The 26,661-nt window shown below is 55.8% G+C and carries 21 protein-coding genes; 6 read left to right on the top strand and 15 right to left on the bottom strand.

Features of this window, described 5'->3' with window-relative positions:
* Nucleotides 1–305 precede the first annotated feature (305 nt).
* Nucleotides 306–2,090, top strand: a complete 1,785-nt coding sequence (narX, locus tag ACUTSU_RS08110) for a nitrate/nitrite two-component system sensor histidine kinase NarX (RefSeq protein ID WP_445650564.1) — start codon at nucleotides 306–308, stop codon at nucleotides 2,088–2,090.
* A gap of 11 nt (nucleotides 2,091–2,101) precedes the next feature.
* Complete coding sequence (gene narL, locus ACUTSU_RS08105; protein ID WP_445650563.1) at nucleotides 2,102–2,752, top strand: two-component system response regulator NarL; 651 nt, start codon at nucleotides 2,102–2,104, stop codon at nucleotides 2,750–2,752.
* On the opposite strand, the gene ACUTSU_RS08100 is transcribed toward narL, so the two are convergent.
* Nucleotides 2,749–4,251 carry a YchO/YchP family invasin gene (locus ACUTSU_RS08100; RefSeq protein WP_445650562.1) on the bottom strand — a complete coding sequence of 501 codons (1,503 nt, stop codon included), beginning with the start codon at nucleotides 4,249–4,251 and terminating at the stop codon, nucleotides 2,749–2,751. The genes narL and ACUTSU_RS08100 overlap by 4 nt on opposite strands.
* A gap of 528 nt (nucleotides 4,252–4,779) precedes the next feature.
* Here ACUTSU_RS08100 and ACUTSU_RS08095 point away from each other — a divergent pair.
* Complete coding sequence (locus ACUTSU_RS08095; protein ID WP_445653998.1) at nucleotides 4,780–5,442, top strand: prepilin peptidase; 663 nt, start codon at nucleotides 4,780–4,782, stop codon at nucleotides 5,440–5,442.
* Here ACUTSU_RS08095 and cobA read toward each other — a convergent pair.
* From cobA to ACUTSU_RS08050, 9 genes are all read right to left on the bottom strand, one after another.
* Nucleotides 5,434–6,270 (bottom strand): uroporphyrinogen-III C-methyltransferase, encoded by an 837-nt coding sequence (cobA, locus tag ACUTSU_RS08090; RefSeq protein ID WP_445653997.1) that lies wholly within the window; start codon nucleotides 6,268–6,270, stop codon nucleotides 5,434–5,436. The genes ACUTSU_RS08095 and cobA overlap by 9 nt on opposite strands.
* Nucleotides 6,271–6,283: 13 nt before the next feature.
* Complete coding sequence (locus ACUTSU_RS08085; RefSeq protein WP_445653996.1) at nucleotides 6,284–8,935, bottom strand: nitrate reductase; 2,652 nt, start codon at nucleotides 8,933–8,935, stop codon at nucleotides 6,284–6,286.
* Nucleotides 8,932–13,077, bottom strand: a complete 4,146-nt coding sequence (nirB, locus tag ACUTSU_RS08080; protein ID WP_445650558.1) for a nitrite reductase large subunit NirB — start codon at nucleotides 13,075–13,077, stop codon at nucleotides 8,932–8,934. The genes ACUTSU_RS08085 and nirB overlap by 4 nt, the downstream gene beginning before the upstream one ends.
* A 10-nt stretch (nucleotides 13,078–13,087) precedes the next feature.
* Nucleotides 13,088–13,876, bottom strand: a complete 789-nt coding sequence (locus ACUTSU_RS08075) for an ABC transporter ATP-binding protein (protein ID WP_445653995.1) — start codon at nucleotides 13,874–13,876, stop codon at nucleotides 13,088–13,090.
* A 9-nt stretch (nucleotides 13,877–13,885) separates the two neighbouring features.
* Nucleotides 13,886–14,782, bottom strand: a complete 897-nt coding sequence (ntrB, locus tag ACUTSU_RS08070; RefSeq protein ID WP_445653994.1) for a nitrate ABC transporter permease — start codon at nucleotides 14,780–14,782, stop codon at nucleotides 13,886–13,888.
* 8 nt (nucleotides 14,783–14,790) lie between these two features.
* A complete protein-coding gene (locus ACUTSU_RS08065; protein ID WP_445653993.1) occupies nucleotides 14,791–16,050 on the bottom strand; it encodes a CmpA/NrtA family ABC transporter substrate-binding protein in 1,260 nt (419 codons plus the stop codon).
* Nucleotides 16,051–16,446: 396 nt separating this feature from the next.
* Nucleotides 16,447–17,727 carry a nitrate- and nitrite sensing domain-containing protein gene (locus tag ACUTSU_RS08060; RefSeq protein ID WP_445650554.1) on the bottom strand — a complete coding sequence of 427 codons (1,281 nt, stop codon included), beginning with the start codon at nucleotides 17,725–17,727 and terminating at the stop codon, nucleotides 16,447–16,449.
* Between the two features lie 244 nt (nucleotides 17,728–17,971).
* The gene (gene cbl / locus ACUTSU_RS08055; protein WP_135316988.1) at nucleotides 17,972–18,925 is read right to left on the bottom strand and encodes an HTH-type transcriptional regulator Cbl; all 954 of its coding nucleotides are present in this window, start codon (nucleotides 18,923–18,925) and stop codon (nucleotides 17,972–17,974) included.
* A gap of 459 nt (nucleotides 18,926–19,384) precedes the next feature.
* Nucleotides 19,385–20,080, bottom strand: a complete 696-nt coding sequence (locus ACUTSU_RS08050; protein WP_445650553.1) for a gamma-glutamylcyclotransferase — start codon at nucleotides 20,078–20,080, stop codon at nucleotides 19,385–19,387.
* 369 nt (nucleotides 20,081–20,449) lie between these two features.
* Here ACUTSU_RS08050 and ACUTSU_RS08045 point away from each other — a divergent pair, with 369 nt between their 5' ends.
* Both ACUTSU_RS08045 and chaA read left to right on the top strand, forming a co-directional pair.
* On the top strand, nucleotides 20,450–21,268 hold the full coding sequence (locus ACUTSU_RS08045) for a siderophore-interacting protein (protein WP_445650552.1): 819 nt from the start codon (nucleotides 20,450–20,452) through the stop codon (nucleotides 21,266–21,268).
* Nucleotides 21,269–21,582: 314 nt separating this feature from the next.
* A complete protein-coding gene (chaA, locus tag ACUTSU_RS08040) occupies nucleotides 21,583–22,683 on the top strand; it encodes a sodium-potassium/proton antiporter ChaA (RefSeq protein WP_445650551.1) in 1,101 nt (366 codons plus the stop codon).
* A gap of 57 nt (nucleotides 22,684–22,740) precedes the next feature.
* Here chaA and lpxO read toward each other — a convergent pair whose 3' ends face one another.
* A complete protein-coding gene (gene lpxO / locus ACUTSU_RS08035) occupies nucleotides 22,741–23,643 on the bottom strand; it encodes a lipid A hydroxylase LpxO (protein ID WP_445650550.1) in 903 nt (300 codons plus the stop codon).
* Between the two features lie 66 nt (nucleotides 23,644–23,709).
* Here lpxO and ACUTSU_RS08030 point away from each other — a divergent pair, with 66 nt between their 5' ends.
* Complete coding sequence (locus ACUTSU_RS08030) at nucleotides 23,710–24,075, top strand: hypothetical protein (RefSeq protein WP_445653992.1); 366 nt, start codon at nucleotides 23,710–23,712, stop codon at nucleotides 24,073–24,075.
* A 23-nt stretch (nucleotides 24,076–24,098) separates the two neighbouring features.
* On the opposite strand, the gene ACUTSU_RS08025 is transcribed toward ACUTSU_RS08030, so the two are convergent.
* From ACUTSU_RS08025 to phoH, 4 genes are all read right to left on the bottom strand, one after another.
* On the bottom strand, nucleotides 24,099–24,317 hold the full coding sequence (locus ACUTSU_RS08025) for a hypothetical protein (protein WP_445650548.1): 219 nt from the start codon (nucleotides 24,315–24,317) through the stop codon (nucleotides 24,099–24,101).
* The gene (locus ACUTSU_RS08020; protein WP_445653991.1) at nucleotides 24,295–24,645 is read right to left on the bottom strand and encodes a hypothetical protein; all 351 of its coding nucleotides are present in this window, start codon (nucleotides 24,643–24,645) and stop codon (nucleotides 24,295–24,297) included. The genes ACUTSU_RS08025 and ACUTSU_RS08020 overlap by 23 nt, the downstream gene beginning before the upstream one ends.
* Nucleotides 24,646–24,678: 33 nt before the next feature.
* Nucleotides 24,679–24,939: a hypothetical protein gene (locus ACUTSU_RS08015; RefSeq protein WP_445650546.1), complete on the bottom strand. Its 261-nt coding sequence runs from the start codon at nucleotides 24,937–24,939 to the stop codon at nucleotides 24,679–24,681.
* An 856-nt stretch (nucleotides 24,940–25,795) separates the two neighbouring features.
* The gene (phoH, locus tag ACUTSU_RS08010; protein WP_004945903.1) at nucleotides 25,796–26,581 is read right to left on the bottom strand and encodes a phosphate starvation-inducible protein PhoH; all 786 of its coding nucleotides are present in this window, start codon (nucleotides 26,579–26,581) and stop codon (nucleotides 25,796–25,798) included.
* Between the last annotated feature and the right edge of the window lie 80 nt (nucleotides 26,582–26,661).

The following is a 26,661-nucleotide window of genomic DNA, read 5'->3' as shown; positions in this document are numbered from 1 at the left end:
AAGTTGATGTAAATCAACCCGGATGCAGGTAGCCTACCGCCAGAAAAGCCCCACCATCCCTTTATGAGTAACTCTCCGCATAGATTTAAAATCTTGAAAATCAATACATTGGCGATTACACAGCGCCACTGGCAGCGGCTGACAAGGCAGACAGGAAACTAGTGAGTAATTCGTTAGAGGTATGGGGTTATCGCCGGGTATGATGAAAAATAACGCTGGATCGTTACCACACCCGCTGATTACCACCTGCGTTTGTTCCCTGGTTACCAGCCATATCTTGCTCTGCCGTCGGAGATCCAAAACCTATGAAACGCCTGTTAGCACCGCTTTCCATCGTGAACCAGGTGGCCGTCCTGATGTTGCTGCTGGGGATACTGGGCGTGGCCGGTATGAGCATTTCAGCCTGGATGTCGCAAAGCATTCAGGGCAATGCACATGCCATCAACAAAGCCGGTTCGCTGCGAATGCAAAGTTATCGCCTGCTGGCTCAGGTGCCGTTGAATGCACACAGCGAAGCGCTGATCCGCGAGCTGGATCAGGATGCCAACAGCCCCGATCTTCAGCGTTCAGTGACGCAAGAGCAACTGACCGAACAGTTTCAGGCGTTGGATAATTACTGGCAAGAAACCCTGCTGCCAAGGCTGCGGGCGGCCCGACAACCGGCGGAGGCAACCCCGCAGGTGATACATTTTGTTTCCCTGCTCGATACGCTGGTCTCGGATATCGACCACCATACCGAACGTCGGCTGCTGACGGTGATGCTGGTGCAGGCGGTGTTTATCGCGCTGACGCTGTTGCTGCTGGTCGGGACTATCTGTTACCTGCGCCGTCGTCTGCTGCATCCATGGCGTCAATTGGTGGCGATGGCGCAGTCAGCGGGTCGCGGCGATTTCAGCCGCCGTTTTGCCCAGCGTGGCCATCAGGATGAAATGGCTTCACTCGGCGGCGCGTTAAACACCATGTCCGACGAACTGGCCACCATGTACAACGGGCTGGAGCAGCGGGTGGCAGAAAAAACCGCCGATTTGCAGCAAAAGAATCAGGTGCTGAGCTTTTTGTATCACGCCAGCCGTCAGTTACACGCCAATGAGCCTTTATGCAGCCGCCTGACGCCGATCCTCAATCAGTTGCAAACCCTGACGCCACTGCGCGCCATCCAGGTTCGGCTGTACGAAAACAACAGTCAGGAACAGTTTGTCCAGTTGTGCGGCAACCAGCCGCTGCGGCCGGAATATTGCAATAACCCGGTGTGCAGCGCCTGCCTGAGCGACGACGAGCAGCAACAAGCCGATCACCCTTCGTTAAGCTGGAGCCTGAGTGACAAGCTGGGGGATTACGGGGTGATTGTCGCGCAACATGCGCCACAGCGCCCGCTGAATGACGAGCATCGACAATTGATGAGTACCTTGGTCGAACAGTTGACCAGCGTGCTGGCGATTGAACGTCAGGTGGATCATCAACAGCAGTTGATGCTGATGGAAGAGCGCGCAGCGATAGCCCGTGAGCTGCATGACTCCATCGCCCAGTCATTGTCATGCCTGAAGATGCAAACCAGTTGCCTGCAAATGCAGGGTGCCGAACTCTCACCCGCCAACCTGGCGCTGGTACAACAGATGCGCGAAGAGTTAAACATCGCCTACCGCCAGCTGCGTGAACTCTTGACCACCTTCCGCCTGCGGCTGACGGAACCGGGGCTGCTGGCCGCCTTGCAGTCGACGGTGCAGGAGTTTAGCCAACGGCTCGGCATCGCCATCCAGCTCGACTATCAGTTAACGCCGCGTACGGTGCCCGCTTATCAGGCCATCCACCTGTTGCAGATTGCCCGTGAGGCATTAAGCAACATCAACAAACATGCTCAGGCCAGCCAGGTGAGTATTCAGGTCGTCAATCAACGAGGCGAGGTCACTCTGAGCGTCTGCGATAACGGCTGCGGATTGCCGCCAGATACCGATCGCCCCGATCACTACGGCCTGATAATCATGCGCGATCGCGCCAAAAGCCTGCACGGCCACTGCGAGATTTTACCCCGCAGCACCGGCGGCACTGAAGTCCGGGTGGTATTTAAACCGGACAACCACGCCATCGACTAATGGGAGAAACCATGACCACCGAAACTGCCGCTACTATTTTACTGATTGATGACCACCCGATGCTGCGCAATGGCGTAAAACAGCTCATCGGCATGGATTCGCGCCTGCAGGTAATCGCTGAAGCAGGCAACGGCGAACAGGGTGTCTCGTTGGCCGAAGAGCATGATCCGGATCTGATCCTGCTCGATCTGAACATGCCGGGCATCAATGGTCTGGAAACGCTGGATCGCCTGCGCATGATCGCGCTCTCCGGGCGCATTGTGGTGTTTAGCGTGTCAAATCAAGAAGATGACGTAGTCAGTGCGCTAAAACGCGGTGCCGACGGCTATCTGCTGAAAGATATGGAGCCGGAAGAACTGCTGAAAGCGCTGCATCAGGCTGCCGCCGGTCAGATGGTGTTAAGCGAGGCGTTGACGCCGATCCTGGCGGCCAGCCTGCGTGAGAACCGCCCCAGTGCCGAACGCGATATCCAGCAGTTGACGCCACGTGAGCGCGACATTCTCAAGCTGATCGCCCAAGGCCTGCCGAACAAGATGATCGCCCGCAAGCTGACCATCACCGAAAGCACCGTTAAGGTGCACGTCAAACACCTGTTGAAAAAAATGAAGCTGAAATCTCGCGTTGAAGCCGCCGTCTGGGTGCTGCAGGGAAAAAACGGTTAATCACTGCCGTTCAACGGCCCGGTTTCCGCCGGAATAGTGGGCGGTTGCAGTATTTTCGCCGGTGGCAGTCCGTGATCAGCTTCAGCAGAGGCCGTCAGCGGTGGCGTCACCTGCAGTTGGATCCAGTTAGAGGTCACCAACTGCTGCTTGTCGTCTTCCAGCGTCACCGACAGGCGGTATCGGTTGGTGGCATCCGGTGAGTCGTCCCATTGCGGTACAATCAGGCTCCAGCCGTGCGGATCGTTACTGTTTTGCGACGGCGTCAGGCTTAGTGCCTGCGTATCCCCCTGCCAACTGACCCGGGTAATTTTGTTGGTGGTTTTGATTTCCAGCACCAGCGGCAAGGTTTCCCCCGGTTGCAGACGCCAGGGTGGCGTTGCCAGAAACACTTGCAGAGTTTTGCGTTGCTTAAACGCCATCACCGGCACATTTTTCCGTTCGATGTTGTCATAACGGCTGCCACGCAGCGACTTGGCCTGAGCGACATATTCCGGCGAAATCTGCTTCACCAGCGGTACGCCAAGCCGATAACTCAACGCCAGCTCGACCTGATCCTGACTGACCCCACCTTCCCCCATTTTGTGCAGCGCTTTCACCGTCACCAACGGGACCGGTGTGTAATTCACCCCCAGTTGCATGGCACGCGGGTCATTTTGCTTTTTGCCGCTGCCAAACAGATCGACGTTCTCACCCCAGTACTGTTCATAGCTGAGCGAGCCGCCAATCTGGCGGTAAAACGGCAGGTAGCCCTGAGTGGTGATGTCATACCCGCTCGCCGGACGACTGAGGAACTGGGCGTTATCCTTCTGTTGCGCCAGCGCCGACAGCGGATAGTAATAGTTAGCGGAAAAACGCAGATAATCGCCCCAGGCTTCGGCCCCCAGGCTGGCGCGGTTATGCTGACGTGCAAAATCGCTGTCGAGCACCGTGTTATACCCCAATAACCAATCACCGGCGACCCAGCGCTGGCCGAGACCAAAGTTGCCCAGCGAACCCTGGGTTTGCTGCAACAGGCCGAGTTGGCTGTAGGTCAGCAAGCCGTTAACATCATACAGCGGGCTGAACAACTGGCCGTTACTGCCGGAAAAATCCCCCTGGTCGGACATCACCAGCGACAGTTTGGCGTTACCCAGTGGTGAAAGCAGCTCCTGGGCCTGCTGTTGCAACACGCTGCTGGCTTGCCCCACGGCATAGCTCTCGGCGCGGGTGCGCACCTGTTGGCTGGAAACGTTATTCAGGTTACGTTCACCCAGCTGTTTGGCCATGGTGGCCCACTCTTTTTCACGCTCCGCGTCACTCGACGCACTGCCGCCCAGTTCCGGCAAATCGTTGGCCGGTTGCTGAGCCACAGAGTCCGGTGCGGGTGGTGATTCGGCGTAGGCGGGCAACGCGCCAACCAGCCACGCCAGCCCCACCGCTGGTAAACCGCTGGCGGGTGAGAAGAACAATTGAACGACTTTTCTCAATCGGTAACGCGCTTTATGGATAACGTCTGTCATTACACCGTCGCCGCCCCTTCATCCCGAGGGGTAGGCAGATAAACCTTTTTTTGCTGCCGTCACTCCAGACGACAGACAACCCAAACGTTGAGCAGTTTGCTACTCGATATTTCCCCCTAACGGGCACCGGACGGCCAAACTGCATCATGAACCCTAAAGTCTAGTGGGTTCCTCATCAGAAACAATCAGATAAACCTCATTCAACCAGGTGACAACGTCATACATAGCTCAATAATTTTAGCCAGTGATGTGATGGCCAGAAAAACGCTGAAACTCTTGCGGCTGAAATCGAAAATTCACTTTATTTCATCGCTGATTTTGGCGAAAAAAACCGCACATTAACATTCGAAAATAAATCAATCTATTGATTATGCTTAGTAATTCGCAATTTCAGTGTATTTCACCTGGTATTTAACAACATCTTGCGACCCCCTGCGCAATACCGATAATCGGTAAGTCATTTGCTCTGCATGAAACCCTTTTTGCCGCTATTTTGAACGCTAATTTCAGACCGGCAAGGACGCTTTTATGTTCGATAATCCTCAGCTCGATTTCTGGTTTCGTGGCCTGTTTATCCCGGCCATGTTACTGCCCGCCACCCTCGCCCCTCGGCTGATAAGCACCCTGCCGCCAGGCTTGACGCAGTACCGCATACCGAGGGTGCGCAGGGTGATGTTGATAGCCGTCAGTGCCGGGCTGGCAGCCCTGCCTTTCTCTATTCCACTGCTGCAACGGTTATTGCTGCTGCCGGTAGCAACGATATTGCTGGCGCTGGCTCTCATTGACTGGCAACACCGACTATTACCCGATCGCCTGACCCAACCGCTGCTATGGGCCGGGCTGTTAGTCAATCAGCAAGGCTATTTTGTTTCGCTGACAGAGGCGGTAACCGGGGCCAGCATCGGTTATCTTTCACTGTGGTTGCTCAATGCGGCCTATCGCCGCAGGCGGAAAACGGACGGTATCGGTCAGGGAGATTTTAAACTGTTGGCGGCACTGGGTGCCTGGACCGGCTGGGCCGCCCTGCCGATGCTGGTCACCGGTGCCGCAGCGGTCGGGCTGTGCGCGACGGCGCTAACCGGTTTACTGCGCAAACCCGGCAGGCAGGATACGCTGCCATTTGGTCTTTATCTGGCGCTTGCCGGCTGGCTGGTTCTGTTGGCAAACGCTGATATCGGCCCTTCACCCTGACACCAGGCTGACCTGGAAAGTCGGTACTTTTACCGGTATCTCAGTGACAACAGCCGGCGCGCCGTACAGACTGACCACCTCGCCAATCACCAGCAGGCTGGGTGACACCGGCCGCTGACGGGCAATTAACAGCGGTAACTCGGCCAAAGTCCCAATCAATACCCGCTGCTGCGGTAGCGTGCCACGTTCAATAATTGCCAAAGGTGTCTGTGCCGCCATGCCATGCTGCACCAGTTGCGTAGCTATGGTTTCGCTTAATGTCAGCCCCATATAAAACACCAGCGTCTGACCTGCAGTGACCAAGGCGCGCCAGTCCAGGTTCACCTCGCCATTGCGGCAATGGCCGGTGACAAAACGCACCGATTGCGCGTAATCACGGTGTGTCAGTGGGATACCGCTTGCTGCCGCACAACCACTGGCAGCGGTGATACCCGGTACCACATGGCAAACCACGCCATGACGCTGCAACTCAGCCATCTCCTCCCCACCGCGACCAAAAATAAAAGGGTCACCGCCCTTGAGTCGCACGACCCGATTACCGGACAGGGCTAACTCGACCAGCAGGTGATCGATCTGCTTTTGTGACAGCGTGTGGCAACCCATCGATTTTCCCACGTCAATACGCAGTGCCTCCGGCGGCAGCAGGGCCATCACCGCCGGGGAAACCAAACGATCGAACACCACCACGTCCGCCTGTCGGATCACCCGTAGCGCCTTTAACGTCAGCAGCTCAGCGTCACCCGGACCAGCCCCCACCAGCCACACTTCACCACGGCATACCGGCTGCCGCAGATCGCCGGCCAGCATCAGTTTATCTATATTGTTCATCTCACCACCTCCGCTAGGCCACCCGTTGGGCTGTATGCTGTTGAATCAGTTTTTTCAGCTCGGGCAGGCAGGAACCACAGTTAGTGCCGCATTGCAGGCTGGCACCCAATGCCTCAGTGCTGTGGCAACCCTGCTCGATTGCCACAATGATGCGATTCTCGCCTACGCCAAAACAGCTACAAATCGTGGAGCCCGCCGCTGACTGACCCGGTGCCCCCCGCCCCGCCAGCAGTGCCAGCCGTTCCGCCCCGGTGCTGGGAGCCTGCTCAAAGGCGTGGAGGATCGCCGGACGATCCAGCACCGGGGCATGTTGGCGGACATAAAACGCCAATTGCACCTCGCCCTGCCGCCAGCCAATCAGGTGCAGACCACGCTGGGCCAACTGAGCCGTTTGCAGCGTCAGCCCCTCCAGCGAGAAATGCCGCCGTAGCCAGGCTGGCCAGTCTTCAACCGGCTGCTGCCCGGCCATAATGTAGTGAGTCAAATCATCCTGCGCGACACGGCTCCAGTAGATCCCCTTGGGGGCGGCAACCTCGGCACGAATAAAAATCTCAGCCTGCCAGCTCGTGGGCCAATGACTGACCCGCACTGGCGCATGTTTGCTTTCCGGCTGGCCGGAGTCGGCATCCACCAGCGGTGGGATCAGGCTGTCGACCCGCCCCTGTGCTGTGAATTGATTGTTCCAGTGCATAGGAGCAAACAGGCTACCGCGCCGCTGTCCCGGATTGTACTGCGCGCGCGCCAGCATCCAGCCGTGGGGCGAGCTCAGTCGAACCAGACTGCTATCGGCAATGCCCAGTTTGTCCGCATCCTGCGGGTGTATTTCGCAGAAGGGTTCACTCAAATGGCGCATCAGCCGCGATGCCTTGCCGGTGCGCGTCATGGTGTGCCACTGATCGCGTATGCGACCGGTGTTCAACACCAGCGGATAACCGGCTGATACTGCATTGTGCGGCAAGCGTGGCGTCACCGGCAGCAGTCGCGCCTTGCCGTCGGCATGGAAAAAGCGCCCATCGCCAAACATTCGTCGACAACCATCAGGATGCTGTGCATTGACCGGCCACTGTACCGGTGCCATCTGCAACCATTGCTGTAGATCCCATCCCGCCAACTGACTGATATCGAACGCACGGGTGCCGTTATTTTCAAAACCGGACAGCGCCGCGTGCTCACTGAATACCTCCGAAGGATGTTGATAACCAAACGCCGCACCATACCCCATCCGCTGCGCAACCTGGCTAAGGATCCACCAGTCGGCACGGGCTTGCCCCGGTGCCGGCAAAAATGCGCGCTGGCGTGAAATACAGCGTTCGGAATTGGTCACGCTGCCCTCCTTTTCTCCCCAGGCCAGTGCAGGCAGGCGGATATGCGCCAACTCAGCGGTATCGGTCATCGCCATCACTTCGGACACCACCACCAATGGGCAGTGTTTTAGCGCCTGCCTTACTGCATCGGCATCCGGCAGGGAGACCACCGGGTTAGTGCCCATAATCCACACCGCCTTTACCTGCCCGGCAGCAATCGCCTGGAATAGATCCACCGCATTCAGCCCCGGTTGTTGAGCAATGCGCGGCGACTGCCAAAAACGCCGTACCCGGTCGATATCCTCGGGGGTGAACGCCATATGTGCCGCCAGCTGATTGGCTAATCCGCCGACTTCCCGCCCGCCCATGGCATTGGGTTGACCGGTGATTGAAAACGGGCCGCTGCCCACGCGGCCAATGCGCCCCCCCGCCAGGTGCAGATTGATAATCGCATTGCATTTATCCGCACCGCTGGTCGATTGGTTAATACCCATCGAATAGAGCGTGACCCAGTTATGGGACGCGGTAAGCAGGTGGAAAAACGCCAGCACGGCACTCAGTGGCAGCTCGCAAAACTCGGCCACCCGCTGCGGGGTCCAATCCACCGCCGCAGCCAACGTGGCCTCGGTGCCGTTGGCATGCCGTTGCAAAAAGGCGGTATCCAGCTTCCGCTGTTCTGCCAGCCAGCGCAGCCCCCCGGTAAACAAAGCCGCGTCGCTGCCGGGGCGCAGCGGCAAATGCAAGTCGGCAATATCGCAGGTCGCCGTCTCACGCGGGTCAATCACCACCACCCGCATCTGCGTGCGCAGCTTACGGGCTTTCACCAGCCGTTGATAGACCACCGGATGCGCCCAGGCGGTGTTGGAACCGGTCAATATCACCAGATCCGCCTGTTCGATATCTTCATAGCTGCAGGGCACCACATCACCGCCGAATGCCCGCTTGTAGCCGACCACCGCCGACGCCATACACAGTCGGGAGTTAGTATCGATATTGGCCGCACCGATGAATCCCTTCATCAGTTTGTTTGCCACGTAATAATCTTCGGTCAGCAGTTGGCCGGAGGCATAAAACGCCACCGCCTGCGGGCCATATTGCTCAATAATCTGGCTAAAACGCTGTGCCACCTGCTCAAGCGCCTGATCCCAGCTAACCGGCAGGCCATCAACCTGCGGCTGTAACAAGCGGCCCGTCAAGCTCAGTGTTTCACCCAGCGCGCTACCTTTGACGCACAGTCGCCCCTGATTGGCCGGGTGCGCCACATCGCCGCGGACCGCCAGCTCACCATTGTTCTGCTGTTCAATGGCGACCCCACAACCCACGCCACAGTATGGGCAAGTGGTGCAATGTACGGCGTTCATGACGTCACTTCCGCCGTTTCTGGTCGTTTGGCCTGTACCGACAGTGGTGTACTGCCTACCCACACGCGGCCAGCCTCGACCCGCACCGGCCAGACGGTGACAGCACGCCCGGTATTATCCACGCAGATGCCGTCACTCAGGCGAAAACGCTGTTTGTACAACGGGGAAATCACCACGGGTTCGCCGGCTACGTCACCCAGCAGCCCGCGTGCCAGTACGTTGGCGTCGCTGTCCGGCTCCAGATTGGCCAACGCATAAACCCCCTTGTCCGGCAGATGGAATAGCGCAATCTGTCGCTGCCCCAGCCGGGCGGCAATACCGGCGTTGGCCGGGATTTCCGCCAGCGCACAGACATCCTGCCACTGTTCCTGGGCGGCCGCAGCCGGTTGCACCTCAATCATCTGCCCACGTTCCACAGCTGTCGCCGGGCGACGTTGTCCGCGCTCCGCCTGCCAGACTATGGCCTCATCCGGCTGCTCGCTGTTAACAAACGGACGGAACAGTTTGAGGCGATCCGGGCTGGCGAGCGTGGTTTGCCATTCACATTGGTAATGACTGACCACAGTTTCCATTTCGGCGTCCAATTCGCTACCGATCCCCAGGCTGTCTTGCAAGACCACTTCACGCAGGTAGTCCAGCCCGCCTTCCAGATTGTCCATCCAGGTGCTGGTGCGCTGCAGGCGATCGGCGGTACGAATGTAGAACATCAGGAAACGGTCGACCGTACGGATCAGCGTTGCGGTATCAAGATCGCTGGCAAACAAATCTGCATGGCGTGGTTTCATGCCGCCGTTGCCGCACAGGTACAGGTTCCAGCCTTTATCAGTGGCAATGACCCCGACGTCTTTGCTCTGCGCCTCTGCGCACTCTCGGGTACAGCCGGAAACCGCCATCTTGATTTTATGTGGCGACCTCACCCCCTTGTAACGATGCTCCAGTTCGATAGCCAGCGCGGTGGAATCCTGCACGCCATAGCGGCACCAACTGGAACCGACGCAAGATTTCACCGTGCGCAGTGACTTGCCGTAGGCATGCCCGGTTTCAAATCCGGCGTCGACCAATTGCTGCCAAATCTCCGGCAATTGCTCCAGCCGGGCGCCGAACAGGTCAACCCGCTGGCCACCGGTAATCTTGGTGTAGAGCTGATAGCGCTGGGCAATTTGGCCGATGGCGATCAACCCTTGCGGAGTGATTTCCCCGGCCGGTACCCGTGGGACCACCGAATAGGTGCCGTCTTTCTGGATATTGGCAAAAAAACGATCGTTGGTATCCTGCAGCGGCAGGTGCTGCGGCTTGAGCAGATATTCGTTCCAGCACGAAGCCAAAATCGACCCCGCCAGCGGTTTGCACACCTCACAGCCATACCCATGACCATGCCGGGCCAGCAACTCGTCAAAGGTGCGGATGTTGCCGACGCGGACCAGGTGATACAGCTCCTGGCGCGAATAGGCGAAATGCTCGCAAATGTCTTTCTTCACGTTCACGCCGCGCTGCTGCAATTCGTGCTCCATCAGCTGTTTGACCAAGGCCGCGCAGCCACCACAGCCGGTGCCCGCTTTGGTACAGGCTTTGACCGCCGCCAAATCGCCGCAACCTTGTTCCACCGCGGCACTGATATCGCCCTTGCTGACGTTATGACAAGAACAGATCTGCGCCGTGGCCGGCAAGGCGGAAACGCCCAGCGCTTTCGGTGCAGCCCCTGCCGTTGCGGGTAAAATCAGGCTTTCCGGCACGGCAGGTAACGGCAGGTCATTTAGCATCATCTGCTGCAGCGTACTGTATTGCGCACTGTCGCCCACCAGTACCGCCCCCAGCAATCGCTTGCCGTCCGCGTCAATCACCAATTTTTTATACACTTGCTCCGGGCCGTCGACCCAAGTGTAACTCTGGCTGCCGGGAGTGTGACCATGAGCATCACCGATCGACGCGACTTCCACACCCAACAATTTCAGTTTGGTGCTCATGTCCGCGCCACAGAACACGTTTTCGCCGCCAGCCAGCCGATCGGCCAGGATGCGTGCCATTTGGTAGCCCGGTGCCACCAGGCCGAAAATTTGCCCGTTCCACAAGGCGCACTCACCGATAGCATAAATCGCCTCATCGCTGGTGCGGCACTGGCTATCGATCACAATGCCGCCGCGTGCCCCCACTTCCAGTTCGGCAGCACGGGCAAGCTGGTCACGAGGACGAATGCCGGCAGAAAACAGGATTAAATCAGCCTCTAAGCGCTCACCATCGGCAAAGTTCATGCAGTGACGGTGTAACGAACCGTCACTAATCGCCTGAGTTTGCTTGCCAGTATGCACGCTGACGCCCAATGCCTCGATTTTGTTGCGCAGCATGGTCGCGCCACCGTCATCTAACTGTACCCCCATCAGGCGCGGCGCAAACTCCACCACATGGGTGTTAAGCCCAAGCTGGCGCAACGCGTTGGCAGCCTCCAACCCCAGCAAGCCGCCACCGACCACCACCCCGACGCGCGCGGTTTTGGCGCAGTCTGCGATTGCGGCCAGATCGTCGAGCGTGCGGTAAACCAGGCAGCCAGGGCGATCATTGCCGGGGATCGGTGGCACAAACGGATAGGAGCCGGTCGCCAGCACCAACCGGTCATAAGCCGTCTCACGGCCCTCGGCATCCATCACGCATTTACGTTGTCTGTCGATGGCGCACACCTCCTGCCCCAAGCGCAGCTCTATACCATTACGTTCGAAGAAGTCCGCCTCGACCATCGACAGCGAGTCCGCACTGCGGCCGGAGAAAAACTCGGACAGGTGTACCCGGTCATAAGCTGCCACCGACTCTTCGCCAAACACCACAATGTGGTACTGCAAATGCAGCTCGCGAGTGACCAGTTGTTCCAGGAAGTGATGACCGACCATGCCGTGACCGGCAACCAACAAGACGGGCTTGTGCATATCAGATATCCTCTCGTCAGACGCCGCAGGCGTCAGGGGTTCGCTGCTGCCAAACAGTAAGTCATCCGGGTGTTGCACCGGCAGGCCAAGCTGCTGCAGATAAAAAGGGCTGTCCTGAGCGTCGCCATACAACACCACGCCCTGTAATTTGCCGTCACGCACCAACAGGCGGCGGTAATGCTGCGCCTGCGGATCTTCGGCGTGATGAACCTCGGTGAGCCCGTTGACAACCATTTCGCCAGCGCTAAAGACCTCGACGCCACTGACTTTCAGGCGGGTATGCAACGGCGTTGGTCGGTAGCCCGCCACCGACTCCCCGCTCAGCCGTCGCGCCAACAGTTCAGCCTGCTGCCAGCAGGGAGCCACCAGGCCCAAAGTGCCCTCGCCAAACTGAGCACATTCACCGATGGCAAACACCGCCGGATCTGCCGTTTGCATCTGGTCGTCGATCACGATGCCACGCCGACAGGCCAGTCCGGCGGCCTGCGCCAGGCTAATTTCCGGCTGCACCCCGATGGCGATCACCACCAGTTCGCAGGCCACTATTTCGCCGTTACTCAGGCTAGCCGAATTCACCTGTTCGTTTCCCTGAAACCGGCTGACTTCGCAGTTCAACCGGCATTCGATACCACGCTGCAGCAGGTTATGTTGCAACATCCGCCCTGCCTGAGCGTCCAACTGGCGTTCCATCAGGTGCTCGCCCCGGTGTACCACGGTGACGCGCATGCCTCGCTGCGCCAGTGCCGCTGCCGCCTCAATCCCCAATACGCCGCCGCCCATCACCAACGCCGACCGGCCCGGACGGCAACGGCTAAGCATCGCTTCAACATCATCCAGGGTGCGGAAGCCATAAACGCCGTTTAATGCCCCACCCGGCAGCGGTGGCCGCAAGGGGCGTGAACCCGTCGCCAACACCAGCAGGTCATAAGGCAACCGATGCCGGGCAGTACTCACCCACTTTTGCTGCCGATCCACCGTCAATACCGGGTCTCCGGCCAGCAGTTGCACCCCCTGCTGCCGATACCAGTCATAGTCATGCAGCAGGGTGTCGCTGAACGTTTTGTCCCCCGCCAACACCGGCGACAGCAGAATGCGGTTGTAGTTACCCCGCGGCTCTTCGCCAATCACTGTGATGGCATAGTGCGCAGGCCGCAGCCGGCAAAGGGTTTCCACCAGCCGCATGCCCGCCATGCCGTTACCAATCACCACCAGTCTGGGTTTATCCATCGTCTGGCTCTCATGCCGCTTTCGCGTGCTTTTCGTAAAGGAATTTCAGCACCTGCCGACGGTAATGGTGATATTGCGGATCATCCGCCAGCGCTACCCGTGAACGTGGGCGCGGCAGCGCCACCGGCAAGATTTCACCGACGGTGGCCGACGGGCCATTGGTCATCATTAGTACCCGGTCTGACAGCAGCACCGCTTCGTCAACGTCGTGAGTGATCAGCACTATGGTCGTGTGCAGCCGCTGCTGGATTTCCATCACCGCGTCCTGCAGATGTGCACGCGTCAGCGCGTCCAGGGCGCCAAAGGGTTCATCCATCAACAGCACTTTGGGTTTCATCGCCAATGCGCGAGCTATGCCAACGCGCTGCTTCATACCACCGGAGATTTCATGCGGACGTTTTTCCAGCGCATGGCTCATATGCACCAGCGCCAGGTTGTGTTCAATCCAGTCGCGCATTTCACTGCGCGTCATCTCATGACGAAACACCTGATGCACCGCCAGCGCCACATTCTCGTAAGTCGTCAGCCACGGCAGCAGCGAATGGTTCTGAAACACCACACCGCGCTCCGGGCCAGGCCCGGTGATTTGCCGGTTGTCACACAGCAACACGCCGTCGCTGGGCAAGGTCAGCCCGGCGATCAAATTCAGCAGCGTTGATTTACCGCAGCCGGAGTGGCCGATCAGGCTGAGAGTTTCCCCAACCTGAATATCAAAGCTCACCCGATCCAGCGCAATAAACTCCCCCTGCGGGGTGGCAAAACGCTGGCTGACGTTCTGGACCTGAATAATCGGTTTCATGACGTACTCCTAGCGGTTCGGATAACTAAAACGTTTTGCCAATAACATCAGTCCCTGTTCGAGCAACAGCCCGACCACACCGATCACGATAATGGCAATAATGATGTTTTCGACGTTGAGGTTGTTCCACTCATTCCAGATCCAAAAACCAATGCCGATACCGCCGGTCAGCATTTCCGCCGCCACAATCACCAGCCAGGCGATGCCGATAGACAGACGCACGCCAGTCAGCACGTAAGGTAGCACCGCAGGGAACAGGATTTTGCGCATCACCGTCCACTCCGACAGCTTGAGCACCCGCGCCACGTTGAGGTAATCCTGCGGAATACGCGTGACACCCTCGGCGGTGTTGAGAATCATCGGCCAGATGGAGCAGATGAAAATGGTCCAGGTTGAAGCCGGCTCCGCCCGCTGGAACAGCAGCAGGCCAATCGGCAACCAGGCCAGCGGACTGACCGGGCGCAGCAGTGAAATGATCGGGTTGAGCATGTTGGCCAGAAACGCAAAACGCCCCAGCAGAAAACCGGCCGGAATACCGACCAGGGCCGCTAGCCCAAAACCGGTCGCCACACGCTGCAGCGAAGCCAGTACGTTCCAGCCAATGCCCTGATCGTTCGGCCCGGCGGAATAGAATGGGTCGGCAAACAGCACCAGTGCCGCCTGCCAGGTGGCCCAAGGCGTCGGGAACCCCTTGCTGTTAAGCGCCGCAACCTGCCAGACCACAAGGGTCAACACCAATCCGAATACCGCGGGAACGCCCCGGCGGAAAGCCTGTTGTAACAGCAACCCCCTGCGGGTTTTACGAGGCAGCGGTGACTTGACCTGGCGCTTTAGCGGCACAATTTCCGCACTGATTTCTGCACGGGATGACGCAGGAATATCGATTCGTTCAGCAAGATTTTTCATTGGTCGCCTCAACGCTTTAAAGTGAAACTGTTGGCGTATTCCGCCGGATTGCTACCGTCCCAGCGCTTGCCGTCTAACAACGTGCTGGGACGCATATCCCCGGTGGGCAGGTTCACCCCACCCACCGCGCTGGCTGCCTGCTTATAGTTTTCTATGCGATTGATTTTCTTCGCTACGGCCAGATAGTCCGGTTCGGCATTCAACAGGCCCCAGCGGCGATGCTGGGTCAGGAACCACATGCCGTCAGACAGATAGGGATAGCTCACTTCGCCATCGTGGAAAAAACGCATCGCATGCGCGTCCTGCCACGACTTGCCCAGCCCATTCTGGTATTGGCCAAGCATGCGACCGGTAATGATCTCCGGTTTGGTATTGATGTAGGCGCGCCCCGCCACCACCTGAGCAGTTTCCTGTCGGTTGGCGTCCGAACTGTCGATCCAGCGTGCGGCGTCAAGTACCGCAGCGGTCAGCGCACGAGCGCTATTGGAGTTGGCCGTCACCCAGTCGCCGGTGGTGCCCAGCACCTTTTCCGGGTGATCAGGCCAAATCTCCTGGCTGGTCACGGCGGTAAAGCCAATGTCCTCGGCAATTGCGCGTTGGTTCCACGGCTCACCCACACAAAAGCCGCTCATGTTGCCGATTTTCATGTTCATCACCATCTGCGGCGGCGGTACCACCACATTGCGCACGTCGTCAAACGGGTGAATTCCGGCGTTGGCCAGCCAGTAATACAACCACATGGCGTGGGTGCCGGTCGGGAAGGTTTGGGCGAAGGTATAGGTGCCTTTGGCGCTGGCATCGACGGTTTTTTTCAAGCTGGCCGCATCGCTGACGCCGGCCTGCTTTAACTGGTTGGAGAGCGTGATCGCCTGGCCGTTGTTGTTGAGCGTCATCAACACCGCCATATCCTGCTGTGGCCCGGCGACGCCTAGCTGCAGGCCATACACCATGCCGTACAGCACGTGCGCCGCATCCAGTTCACCGGACAAAAGTTTGTCGCGCACCGCCGCCCAACTGGCCTCCTTGCTGGGGATAATTTTGATGCCGTACTTCAGATCGAACTGTTTAACTGCCGCCATCACCACCGAAGCGCAGTCGGTAAGTGGAATAAAGCCCACGCGGATCTCTTTTTTCTCCGGGGCGTCAGAGCCTGCCGCCCAGGCGGCGTTCATCAGGCCAGGCAACATCATGCTGCCGCCCAGTGCCGCGCTACCGGCCAAAAATCGGCGGCGCGTCAGGTTAAACCCGGAGGGTTTGGTGTGCGTCATCGGCAAGTCCTTCAATCAGGCGATAAAATAAAAAAGGCGTCCCATCAGCACATTCCACCGTTGGGGTGAACATGCTGAAAGGACGCCTTTATCCATAATCTTGTTGGCAACCCGACCGCCATTGGCCGGGTTACGTTTTAGTAATGCAGCTTACGTGCCAATAATGCACACCCGTCATACTTGAAGCAGCCTCTGTGTTGGCTGCACGCCTTGATGCAACTCCAATTATTTAGGGTTTTAATATCGGATGCTGACAGAGAAACGGCATGCCACATCCGAGATGATAGATGCACCCTATACTGCTCTCGCGTGATTCGGGGCTAACCTCTACACCTTATAGGTAGCGTTTTGCACAATTAAAAGGCAGTAACTGCACTGATGGTGTGCATATACTCCTTAGGGAGCATTCCCGCTAGGCGGCAGAATATCCGCCACCGCCAGCATGGCGTTGGCGATATCAATCAGCCGTTGGTTCTGGTTCATCGCCATCTTCAGCAACAGTCGATGGGCCGCCTCCTCGGTTAAGCCGCGATGCTGAATCAACAGAGCCTTAGCGCGTTCTATCTGCTTGCGTTCACTCAAGGTCGCGCGCGCCGTTGCCAGTTCTTCCGACAGCGCATGCAGTCGTTGTGACTGCTGCTGAATCAATTCCAGCATCGAGCGCCCCAGACGCGGATGGAGGCCGTCCCCCTCCAGTGGCGATGCATCCCTCAAGGGTGCAGCCACAAAAACCGCGTAACTTTCTCGCATCGGCTGTGGCGCGTAATCTGCACCGTCTGCAGCCAGTGCGCGCTGAGCCTGCGTCAGATTGTGGCGGCAACTGACCATCAGCGCCTCCTCGAGCCGGTCCTCAATCTGTTTCATCAAATCGATACGAGCACTGGTGATCTCAAACCAGCGCAGACTGGTGTCAGCTTTATTACTCAGTTGAAATTGGGTACAGGCGATACGGCGCAGACGCTCAAACTCGCGGTCATCTTGTTGCTGCATACGCCGCCACTGGGCCAACGATGGCTCATCGGCAAACTCGTTGAAGGTAGTAAAACAGCGTTCTTGCCCTTCGATGAGCACCAGTAGCTGCTGATGCGCCGACTCATCGAAATGCATGGAGGCAAAACCGGCCGCACCGATTGCCCGTTCCTGCCCGGCCAGTTCCTTGCCCTGCATAAAACTGAACATGGCGATCAACGCACGTGCCGTGGTGGGTTCCGCACAGGCATCCGCCGCTTCAAACACCAGCGCCAGCAGGCTATGAATAACTTCATTAAAGGTGCCCATGGCGTCAGGCTGTAGAATTTGGCGTTGCTGCACCTGGCAACGCAGCACGGGCAAGCCGGCAAGCTTATGCAACGCGCATGCAATGCGGCTGAACAGGCGGCTGGCGCTGGCCAGAGGTGCGGTGCTGTCATCCAACTGCATCAGTTGGCGCTGCACCGCCAGCTCGGCCTGCTCAACTTCCTGCGCCCTTCCGGCCAGGCGTTCACCGAACAGTGCCCCCTGTGAACACAGGTAAATATTGACGGTACCGCGTTCCCGTTGGAGTACGTGGATCAGTTGGCAAACCCGGCCGACCAACTGCCCCATTTGCAACAATTGTTGTAGCACGGTGATCTCACAGCGCTTGGAGGCCAGCAAAAATTCACTGGCGCTGGGCGGGAAGGCGTGATTACGGCTCATAACAGGATCCCCGATTCGCTAAATAAACCGATCCTGCAAAAGCCGTGCCGTGGCGGGCTATTTACTCACGCGATCCAGAGACAGCATGCTGTTGGCGATATCCACTTTGGCGTCTTTGATGTTATCGCGCAGCGCCACCAGCGTTTGCCCCTGCAATGCCACCACGTAAGGTGAACGGGTCTGTAATTCACGCTGTAAGCTGGCATAGTGGGCGGCGCGTTTTGCCCCGTCACCTTCCCTCCGATTAAATCTGGTAATCGATCACCGTATCGAGCTGTGAGGAAAATACTTTGTCTTTGATTTCGGTTAGCGACAGCGTCGGGTTACACAGCTGGATAAATCGCCAGGCATAGTTACGTTGTAACTGACTGCGTTTCAAGCCTAACCAAACGGTATTAGGTTCGAACAGATGCTCGGCGTTAAGGCTGACCAACCCATGGTCGCGTTCCTTCTCGTATGACATATCCGCCAGAACGCCAACCCCCAAACCTAGTTCAACATAAGTTTTAATCACATCTGAATCCTGTGCGCTCAAGGCAATATCCGGCGTTAACCCAGCGGCTTTGAACGCGCTATCCAGCCGTGAACGACCAGTTATGCCCTGTCGGTAGGTAATCAGCGGCAAGGTGCTGAGCATTTCCAGCGTCACCTGCGGCTGGCGGGTCAGTTCATGCCCCTCCGGCACCAGAATGGTGTGATGCCAGCGGTAATAAGGAAACGCCGCCAGAGACTCATCACTCATTAGCCGCTCACTGGCAATACCGATATCGGCTTCGCCGGAAGCCAGCATGCCGACGATTTCCTCGGGACTGCCCTGATTCAACACCACTCTCACTCGTGGATACAGCGCCCGGAACTCTTTAATCACCCCCGGCAGGCTATAGCGCGCCTGGGTATGGGTAGTGGCGATATGCAACTGGCCAGAATCGTTACTGCTGAAGACGTCCGCCAAACGGCGGATGTTATTAGCATCATTCAGGATGCGCTCCGCCACCACCAGCAGCTCTTTGCCCGGCTCGGTCATGCCTAATAAACGCTTGCCGCGGCGAATAAATATCTCAATGCCCAGCTCTTCTTCCAGTTCCCGAATATGACGGCTGACCCCTGATTGTGAGGTAAATAAAGTGTTGGCCACCTCAGTCAGGTTGTAGTTACAGCGCGCCGATTCCCGAATAATTTTTAATTGTTGAAAGTTCATCCACTCCCCCGGTCGAACAATTATTGTTAACACAGTGATACGGAGTCTGCCGTGAGGGGACAAATAAGAAATAACCTTTAGTTATGCATTTTGATGCTAAGTGAATTTTTCAGCGCTGTGAGTTAGCATTTTTTCTAGTCTGTAAATAACCAATTTCTTTAAAAGCAAAGAGATAAATATCCATCTTAAAATTGTGGCTTAAATGCTTATGCAGAATAAAGTTATTAAATATAGGTATTAGATATATGAAACGCAAAAGGCTCAACATGTTGAGCCTCAGACTGATGATAAACCTCATTCCTGCCCAGAGCGAGTAGAGGCCGATAAACAAAAATCAGGAAAATCAATTTATTGATTTTTGGCTGCTCACCACAAAGCAGGAAAAACCACGCTTTTTCCTGCTTTGTCAGCAACCTAAAGGCTCAACATGTTGAGCCTTTTAAAAACGGGGTGTAGGGATTAGGCCGTCGCCTCTCCAGCAACAGGGCCGGAGGTATTCTGTTGCAACCACTGCTGCACATAGCTGACCAAATCGCCAATGCCGTCGTCCTTCATGCCATGGTTTTTCAGCTCGGTATCGAGTGAGAACAGATACTGGGCGTTGGTGCCCAATGGCCCGCTGGCGCTGGCGATCAACGGGGCAATCACCTGGTGGCTAGTATCTTCTTCAAACAGCGGGTGCTGCGGGTTCATCACAAACACCAACGCGGTCACCACCTGGCCATCGGACAGGGTGAGGTCACACCAGGTCGGCAAATAACAGCCGGTCAGCATTTCACGTTTCCACAGCAGTTCCAGCTCTTCGCGCAGCTTGGCCTCCGGCAGGCGAAATGCCAGACCGGTGGTATCGCCCCCCTCTTTCAGCGCCAACATACGCCCCGGCTGATGCAAGGTGCCACGTCCGGCAGTCAACCGCAAACAGAAGGCACGGTGCCAACCTTGCAGCGTGGCCGGTCGCACCTCTTCGGGTTCAAACACCGGGTTCCACATCAATGAACCGTAGCCGAAAACCCACACCGGGCTGTTACCCGGTCGGCGGGATAAAGTACAATCCAGTGAGGCCGCACGCTGCTCTGATGTCAGTAACAGCGACTCCTCAATGGTACCGAATGCTGTTTTGCAATCCGCATTTTGCAGAAAATCTCGCGTTAACACCTTAACAACCTCCCGGGAATAAGATTGCTCATACTCCCTAACCACTGTTCATCTTTATTATTGAGTGCGGAATTTTATTAATTCTATAACCCTTTCCGCGATAATAATGACCTTATTCTTTTCTCATGGAGCAATCAAGTTTCACACGTGGTTTAAAGTGAAAAAGTATTTGTACTCGGCAGCAATAATATCGAAAGGTAAAATGCCGCACCTAAGCATAACGAGATAATGCCGCTCAATTAGGTTATCCCGTCGTAAAAATGCCTGCTTTTGCACGTAGCTGCCGTTGTCATCACCGCCACCAGCAAACAATTCTCATTATCAAATGGCATGATATACTCAGCGCCAAACGAACATAAGGAGAACCCCGTGACTACCGAAGCCCCACGCTCACGCGCACCCTACCTGATTGCAGTCAGTGCCATTCGCGATATTACCCCGCACCTGCGCCGTATCACCTTCACCGCGCCGGACCTGCGCTATTACCCGGCCAACGCCGCCGCCGCACACATTAAGATTTTTCTACCGCTTGCAGGCCAGACACAACCGGATCTGCCGACGCTGACCGAAAACGGCCCGCGCTGGGCAGTTGACGCGGTACGCCCCATTGTTCGCACCTATTCCATCCGTGCAGTGCGTCCAGAGCTGGCGGAGGTCGACATTGAATTTGCCATTCATGACCACAGTGGGCCGGCGGTTGATTTTGCACGCGCGGCAAAAGCAGGCGATAAAATTGGCATCAGTAACCCCGGTGGCCCGAAACCCATGCTGCCAGAGGCCGATTTCTACTGCCTGGCCGGTGATCCTGCTTCTTTACCCGCGCTGGCGGCTTTGCTGGAAAGGCTACCGGCACACAGCGAAGGCAATGCCTTTATCCGCGTAGATAGCGCAGCCGACGTGATCGAGCTGAAAAAACCTGCTGGCCTTGAGTTGAGCTGGATCATTGGCGGCACCGAGAAAACCGCTGAGTTGATTACCCAGTTTTGCGCCTTGCCGCAGCCGCAAGCCGAGACCCAATACTGGCTGGCCGGTGAAGATCGTCTGGTGGTTGAACTGCGCCGCTTCCTGCGCCGCGATCGTCAATGTGAGCGTAATCGGCTTTATGCCGTACCTTACTGGCGTGAGGGGTTAAACGAAGAGGGTTATCATAATAAACGGCATGAAATTATGGACAATATTGATGACTGATGTGGATTTTTTCCTTTATTAACGGTGTCATACATGCAAAAAATGCAATTTATGTGACGTTAATGAATTAAATCAACCTCACCGCGTAAAAGTAAGTAAAGAAAACCGCATCCCGTGCGGTTTTTTTGTTAATCTAGTCACAGTTTGCAAACATTTGCGTTCGCAACTAAAACAACATCACATCATTCCCCGGCACGTACCACCAGGTGTATCCTATTATTATTAAATATAATTACATTCTGGATGCGCAGAGTTGCCTTTAACGGCAGTCAGCGATGACGGGACCACGCTGTTTGAGAAGGAGTACCACCAAAATGAAGTCGCAAAACGATCCTGGCCGATCCAAATCCCGCCACACTGAGTATTCCCTGCTGTTCCCCATCGCCGCCCTGGTGGTGCTAAATCTGTGGGGCAGTACCACCAACTTTCCGCTGATCGTCGGTATTAACCTCATTGCCTTGATCGGTATTCTCAGCAGTGCTTTCAGCGTAGTACGCCACGCCGACGTTTTGGCTCACCGCCTGGGTGAACCCTATGGCTCACTGATCCTCAGCCTGTCGGTGGTGATCCTGGAAGTCAGCCTGATTTCAGCGCTGATGGCGACCGGCGACGCGGCCCCGGCGTTAATGCGCGATACGCTTTATTCCATCATCATGATCGTTACCGCCGGGTTGGTGGGTGTCGCGTTGCTGCTCGGTGGGCGCAAGTTCGCCACCCAGTACGTCAACCTTGGCGGTATCAAACAGTACCTGATGGCCATTTTTCCGCTGGCGATAATCGTTCTGGTATTCCCGAGCGCATTGCCGGGCGGTAACTTCAGCACCGGTCAGGCATTGTTGGTCGCGGTGATTTCTGCCGCCATGTACGGCGTGTTCCTGGTGATCCAAACCAAAACCCACCAGAGTCTGTTCGTATACGAGCATGAAGATGACGACGGCGACCCGCACCACGGCAAGCCTTCCTCACACAGCAGCGCCTGGCATGCGGCCTGGCTGATCGTGCATCTGGTTGCCGTTATCGCGGTGACCAAGTTTAACGCCAACCCACTGGAAGGTTTGCTGACCAAAGTGAATGCCCCGGCGCAATTCACTGGCTTCCTGGTTGCCCTGTTGATCCTGTCGCCTGAAGGTCTGGGGGCACTGCGAGCAGTATTGAATAATCAGGTACAGCGCGCCATGAACCTGTTCTTCGGCTCGGTATTGGCGACCATTTCCCTGACGGTGCCGGCGGTAACCATCATCGCTACCCTCACCGGCCAGACACTGATCTTCGGCCTGCAAACCCCGCATATCGTGGTGATGCTGACGGTGTTGCTGTTGTGCCAGCTGTCGTTCTCCACCGGCCGCACCAACGTGTTAAACGGTACCGCGCACCTGGCGCTGTTTGCCGCTTACATGATGACCATCTTTTCCTGAATGACCGAGGGGCGCACGCTGCGCCCCTCTTCTTATACCGCCTTGCACCGCCAGGATTTATACCGCGAAGAAAATGCCCGCAGCAATACCACCAAACAAAATCCATTTAATGATGTAATACCCGGTACGGTTCCACGCCTTCAGCCGTTTCCCCACTTTGCGTACCGCATAAATGTACTTGAACAGCTTGTTGACGCCACCGGTGCGATCGCCCTCTTCATTGGGTGCGGTAGCCGCGCTCATCAGGTTACGCCCCAACCAGTGGTTGATGCCCTGCGCCCAGCGGAAACGCATTGGCCTTTCGATATCACAAAACAGAATCAGCCGATTTTTCCCACTTTGGTTTTCGGCAAAATGCAGATAGGTTTCGTCAAACATCACCCCCTCACCATCGCGCCAGCTGTAACGCTCACCGTCCACTTCGATAAAGCAGCGGTCGTCATTCGGGGTAATCAGCCCCAGGTGATAACGCAGCGAACCAGCGTAAGGATCCCGGTGACGCGGCAGACGGCTGCCATCCGGCAGTTCGGCAAACATCGCCGCCTTGACCGAAGGCAAGCTGCGTAACAAAGCCGTGGTCTGCGGACACAGGCTCATCGCCGACGGGTGGCTGTCTTCATACCATTTTAAATAAAAGCGCTTCCAGCCGGTTTTGAAAAACGAATTGAATCCGGCGTCGTTAAATTGATCCGAGGCTTTGATCTGCTGAATTGCCATCAGCTGCTGCCCTTCATCACGAATGGTTTGCCAATTCTCCCGCAGCACCTGCAGCTCAGCGAATTGCTCCGGCTGCAAATAAGCGGTGGTCGGCACGCGTGAGAATAAATACATAAAAACGTTCAACGGCGCGGTGAAGGTCGAATGATCGGAAAGCTGCCGCCAGAAGGTGTAACGCACCCTGCCACGGTAATGGACATACACAACGCACAAAATAAATAGCAATAAAATAATATATTTCATGATTGAACCGTCTTGAAGATCCCAATGCCCAGTACGCCAACCCGACATACTCCCAGGTATTCCCTTTTGGCGGATGAACCCCTGCGCCCGTCTGGAACCTCACTAATCATTAACGCTAACTCAACGAAAATCCATACAAAAAACCACAATATTTTACACAAAAGCGAGTTGGCTGATTTTTGCCGGGCTGATTATCGCGACCGGACTGACAACCTATCTTTATCGCCAACCGGTGTTGTCTGCAGGAACCGCCAGCATGCTGATGCTGGCCCTGCTCTGCGCCTCGGTGAGTGGCCGGATGCTGTTTTACTCTGGCGTGATGAGCCAGTATCCGTGGTTTTGATCGCGGAAAGAATTATTGATCTGATGGCTGAATTGACATACGGTTATCAGGTTAAAAAACTGAGTCTCTGCCTCGGAGACGAAAGATAAATCGGCCGCTTGGCTAGCGGCTTTTATCTGTCATTTTTCTTTTGAGATTTACTATCAGGAGTGAAAAATGCTACCAGCGTACCTAGGATAAGAATGCTAATAGGTGCCACGTACTTCCAAAAACTGTCATCAATAAACATCACCCAAGCCAGCACGGCCAGACCGCCAGTCAGCACAGGGACGAGCGTATGAATGAGGCTAAAGAAAAGGGATTTCACCTTAGTCCATACGTTCAATTTCATTTATCACCTGTTCGAATCGCTTATCACCCGCACGATGCAGGCGACTTAACTGAATATACTTCGCTAAAGGCCCTTCGAAAACAAAGTACAACATATCAAAATCTTGTTTTCTCAGCTTCCAGTAAAGTTCCGGATTTCCATTGAGCAATTTGCGTGAGGCTTCTGCCGCCCTTGCAATCATCCCTTGAACAACAAGGCCGCCGGCAATGGTACCAATAGAAATCCGGGTCATGCGAGAGATAACCACAGATATCACGGCGTCAGTAACCACTTTTATTGTAATGTAACCGACAACAAAAAATTGAGTGGCCTGTCGAGAAGCAAGCATGCTGCCGCCAGTCGCGATGTTCTCATAGATTTTTTAAACGATTGGATTGGGAAGTTTACCGAAGCAATCATTAATAATGATCGTTGCGATATCCCAGGTTGTACGCGGATTACTAACCAGTTTGCGCAGCGCGCGACCAAAGCGGGCATCATCTGCAAAATTGCGACTTTGGTAGTAACGGCCATCGGCACTCAGATTCAGATCTTGAAGGGTTCTTTCCAGCCCCGACCATGCATCTCCGGGTATTGAGATAACACCGTCAAATATTGCCCTACCTACACCATAAACATCCATAACTATCCTGATGTTCCTCCATCCTAGAAGGGGTCAATAATAAAGCTTTTGGCAGAAAATCCAACCCTTGGCCTTACCATTTGATGGGCGATAAGCCGGAAAATGTTGGGTCGGTGGATAATAAGACTAAGGCTTGCAATCAGCTAACGCCACCACTACAGCGCATCACTGAGATGAATGACTGGTTAGATTTAACATAGTCAGATAAATTCTCAACTAATATACTTCATCATTGAGTCCCTTCCAGTCATCAAGAGGAGGAGATGAAAATACTTTTCCGTCAAAACTTACCATTGCCTCACGTGTCAACGCTTTCAATCAAATTCATCACCGCCGTGACATACGCAGGCGTTGCTATCTGCATATCTAGATCAGGTTCTCGCTGAACCTCCCCACAGTTATTAACAAGACTCCGAGGTGCTTTATAAAGTCAAAGGATTAACGTCAATGTCCTTGCGAAGGACGCGTCATTCTGTTGACCGGGTTTCGTGGACATGACCTGCGCCAGGGTGTGGGGCATACATACCACAACTTTTTGCACCTCTTCGACATAAGCGTGACGCTCATCAGCAACCTTGCGCGCAACTCGAACAGTCTGCACCGTTTGCGCCACCCTACCCAGCCATGTAAGCGGTATTTCTTTGCCGATAGCGGCTTTTGGGGCATTCCATGAATGGACACCGACGAACGGTTCGCCGGAAGTTGTAGCGAATAGGGTCGGCGGTGAGGGGCTAGATGGTTTTCTGGTGATTGTAGTTGTCTGTAGTGTAACTTAACCTTCTGTTTTATATAGACAGCACTGATATTCAAGACAAGAAAAAGGCCGCCGAGGCGGCCTTGAATTAGCGGGCAGGTTTTAACTGTAGGCGTTGAGCGTACGCTGGCATAGGGCGGAGCGGACACAGTCTTGTTTATCAAAGCGGATGATGCCGATCATTTCATCCTCCTCGAAGCGTTCCATCGCATCGCTGAGGCCAGACTTCACGCCGCGTGGCAAGTCGCATTGGGTGACGTCACCATTAACGATTACCGTTACGTTCTCTCCCAAACGGGTCAGGAACATCTTCATCTGGCTGGCGGTCACGTTCTGGGCTTCATCCAGGATAACGACCGCATTTTCGAAGGTACGCCCGCGCATGTAGGCGAAAGGCGCGATCTCTACCTTGCCGATTTCCGGACGCAGGCAGTATTGCATAAAGGACGATCCTAAACGGCGCACCAGAATGTCATACACCGGGCGGAAATAAGGGGCGAACTTCTCAGAAATATCCCCGGGTAAGAAACCGAGGTCTTCATCCGCCTGCAGAACCGGACGAGTAACGATAATCCGATCCACTTCTTTATGTATAAGGGCTTCTGCCGCTTTCGCAGCGCTGATGAAAGTTTTGCCGCAGCCGGCTTCACCGGTGGCAAAAATCAACTGCTTCTTATCTATGGCGATTAAGTAATGACCCTGAGCTTCGGTTCGTGCCTCTATGGGAGAGCTATCGCGCTTGTCACGTGCCATGCCGATAGACTCAACACCACCCATTTGTACCAGCGAGGTTACGGACTCTTCTTCAAGCTGGCGATGACTACGAGCGTCACGACGAATAACGCGTTTCGCTTCACGACGTGCTTTGATCACTGCTTTTTGTCTCATAGTGGCACCTTACAGTTTGTTTCACCTACCGCAACGGCCAGGCCGCGCGATTATGTTTCACACACAGATTAGGTTTCGGC

The sequence above is a fragment of the Serratia sp. NA_13 genome, from assembly GCF_052691735.1.
This window is presented reverse-complemented; position numbering and strand designations above follow the sequence as displayed.

Excerpts from the sequence above, each read along its gene's own strand:
- ACUTSU_RS08075 (WP_445653995.1), bottom strand. The coding sequence starts at position 13,876 with ATGAAACCGATTATTCAGGTCCAGAACGTCAGCCAGCGTTTTGCCACC.
- lpxO (WP_445650550.1), bottom strand. The coding sequence starts at position 23,643 with ATGAAATATATTATTTTATTGCTATTTATTTTGTGCGTTGTGTATGTC.
- ACUTSU_RS08100 (WP_445650562.1), bottom strand. The coding sequence starts at position 4,251 with ATGACAGACGTTATCCATAAAGCGCGTTACCGATTGAGAAAAGTCGTT.
- ACUTSU_RS08025 (WP_445650548.1), bottom strand. The coding sequence starts at position 24,317 with ATGAAATTGAACGTATGGACTAAGGTGAAATCCCTTTTCTTTAGCCTC.
- chaA (WP_445650551.1), top strand. The coding sequence starts at position 21,583 with ATGAAGTCGCAAAACGATCCTGGCCGATCCAAATCCCGCCACACTGAG.
- ACUTSU_RS08015 (WP_445650546.1), bottom strand. The coding sequence starts at position 24,939 with ATGGATGTTTATGGTGTAGGTAGGGCAATATTTGACGGTGTTATCTCA.
- ACUTSU_RS08060 (WP_445650554.1), bottom strand. The coding sequence starts at position 17,727 with ATGAGCCGTAATCACGCCTTCCCGCCCAGCGCCAGTGAATTTTTGCTG.
- cobA (WP_445653997.1), bottom strand. The coding sequence starts at position 6,270 with ATGAACAATATAGATAAACTGATGCTGGCCGGCGATCTGCGGCAGCCG.
- ntrB (WP_445653994.1), bottom strand. The coding sequence starts at position 14,782 with ATGAAAAATCTTGCTGAACGAATCGATATTCCTGCGTCATCCCGTGCA.
- ACUTSU_RS08085 (WP_445653996.1), bottom strand. The coding sequence starts at position 8,935 with ATGAACGCCGTACATTGCACCACTTGCCCATACTGTGGCGTGGGTTGT.
- narX (WP_445650564.1), top strand. The coding sequence starts at position 306 with ATGAAACGCCTGTTAGCACCGCTTTCCATCGTGAACCAGGTGGCCGTC.
- ACUTSU_RS08095 (WP_445653998.1), top strand. The coding sequence starts at position 4,780 with ATGTTCGATAATCCTCAGCTCGATTTCTGGTTTCGTGGCCTGTTTATC.
- phoH (WP_004945903.1), bottom strand. The coding sequence starts at position 26,581 with ATGAGACAAAAAGCAGTGATCAAAGCACGTCGTGAAGCGAAACGCGTT.
- ACUTSU_RS08020 (WP_445653991.1), bottom strand. The coding sequence starts at position 24,645 with ATGCTTGCTTCTCGACAGGCCACTCAATTTTTTGTTGTCGGTTACATT.
- cbl (WP_135316988.1), bottom strand. The coding sequence starts at position 18,925 with ATGAACTTTCAACAATTAAAAATTATTCGGGAATCGGCGCGCTGTAAC.
- narL (WP_445650563.1), top strand. The coding sequence starts at position 2,102 with ATGACCACCGAAACTGCCGCTACTATTTTACTGATTGATGACCACCCG.
- nirB (WP_445650558.1), bottom strand. The coding sequence starts at position 13,077 with ATGGATAAACCCAGACTGGTGGTGATTGGTAACGGCATGGCGGGCATG.
- ACUTSU_RS08065 (WP_445653993.1), bottom strand. The coding sequence starts at position 16,050 with ATGACGCACACCAAACCCTCCGGGTTTAACCTGACGCGCCGCCGATTT.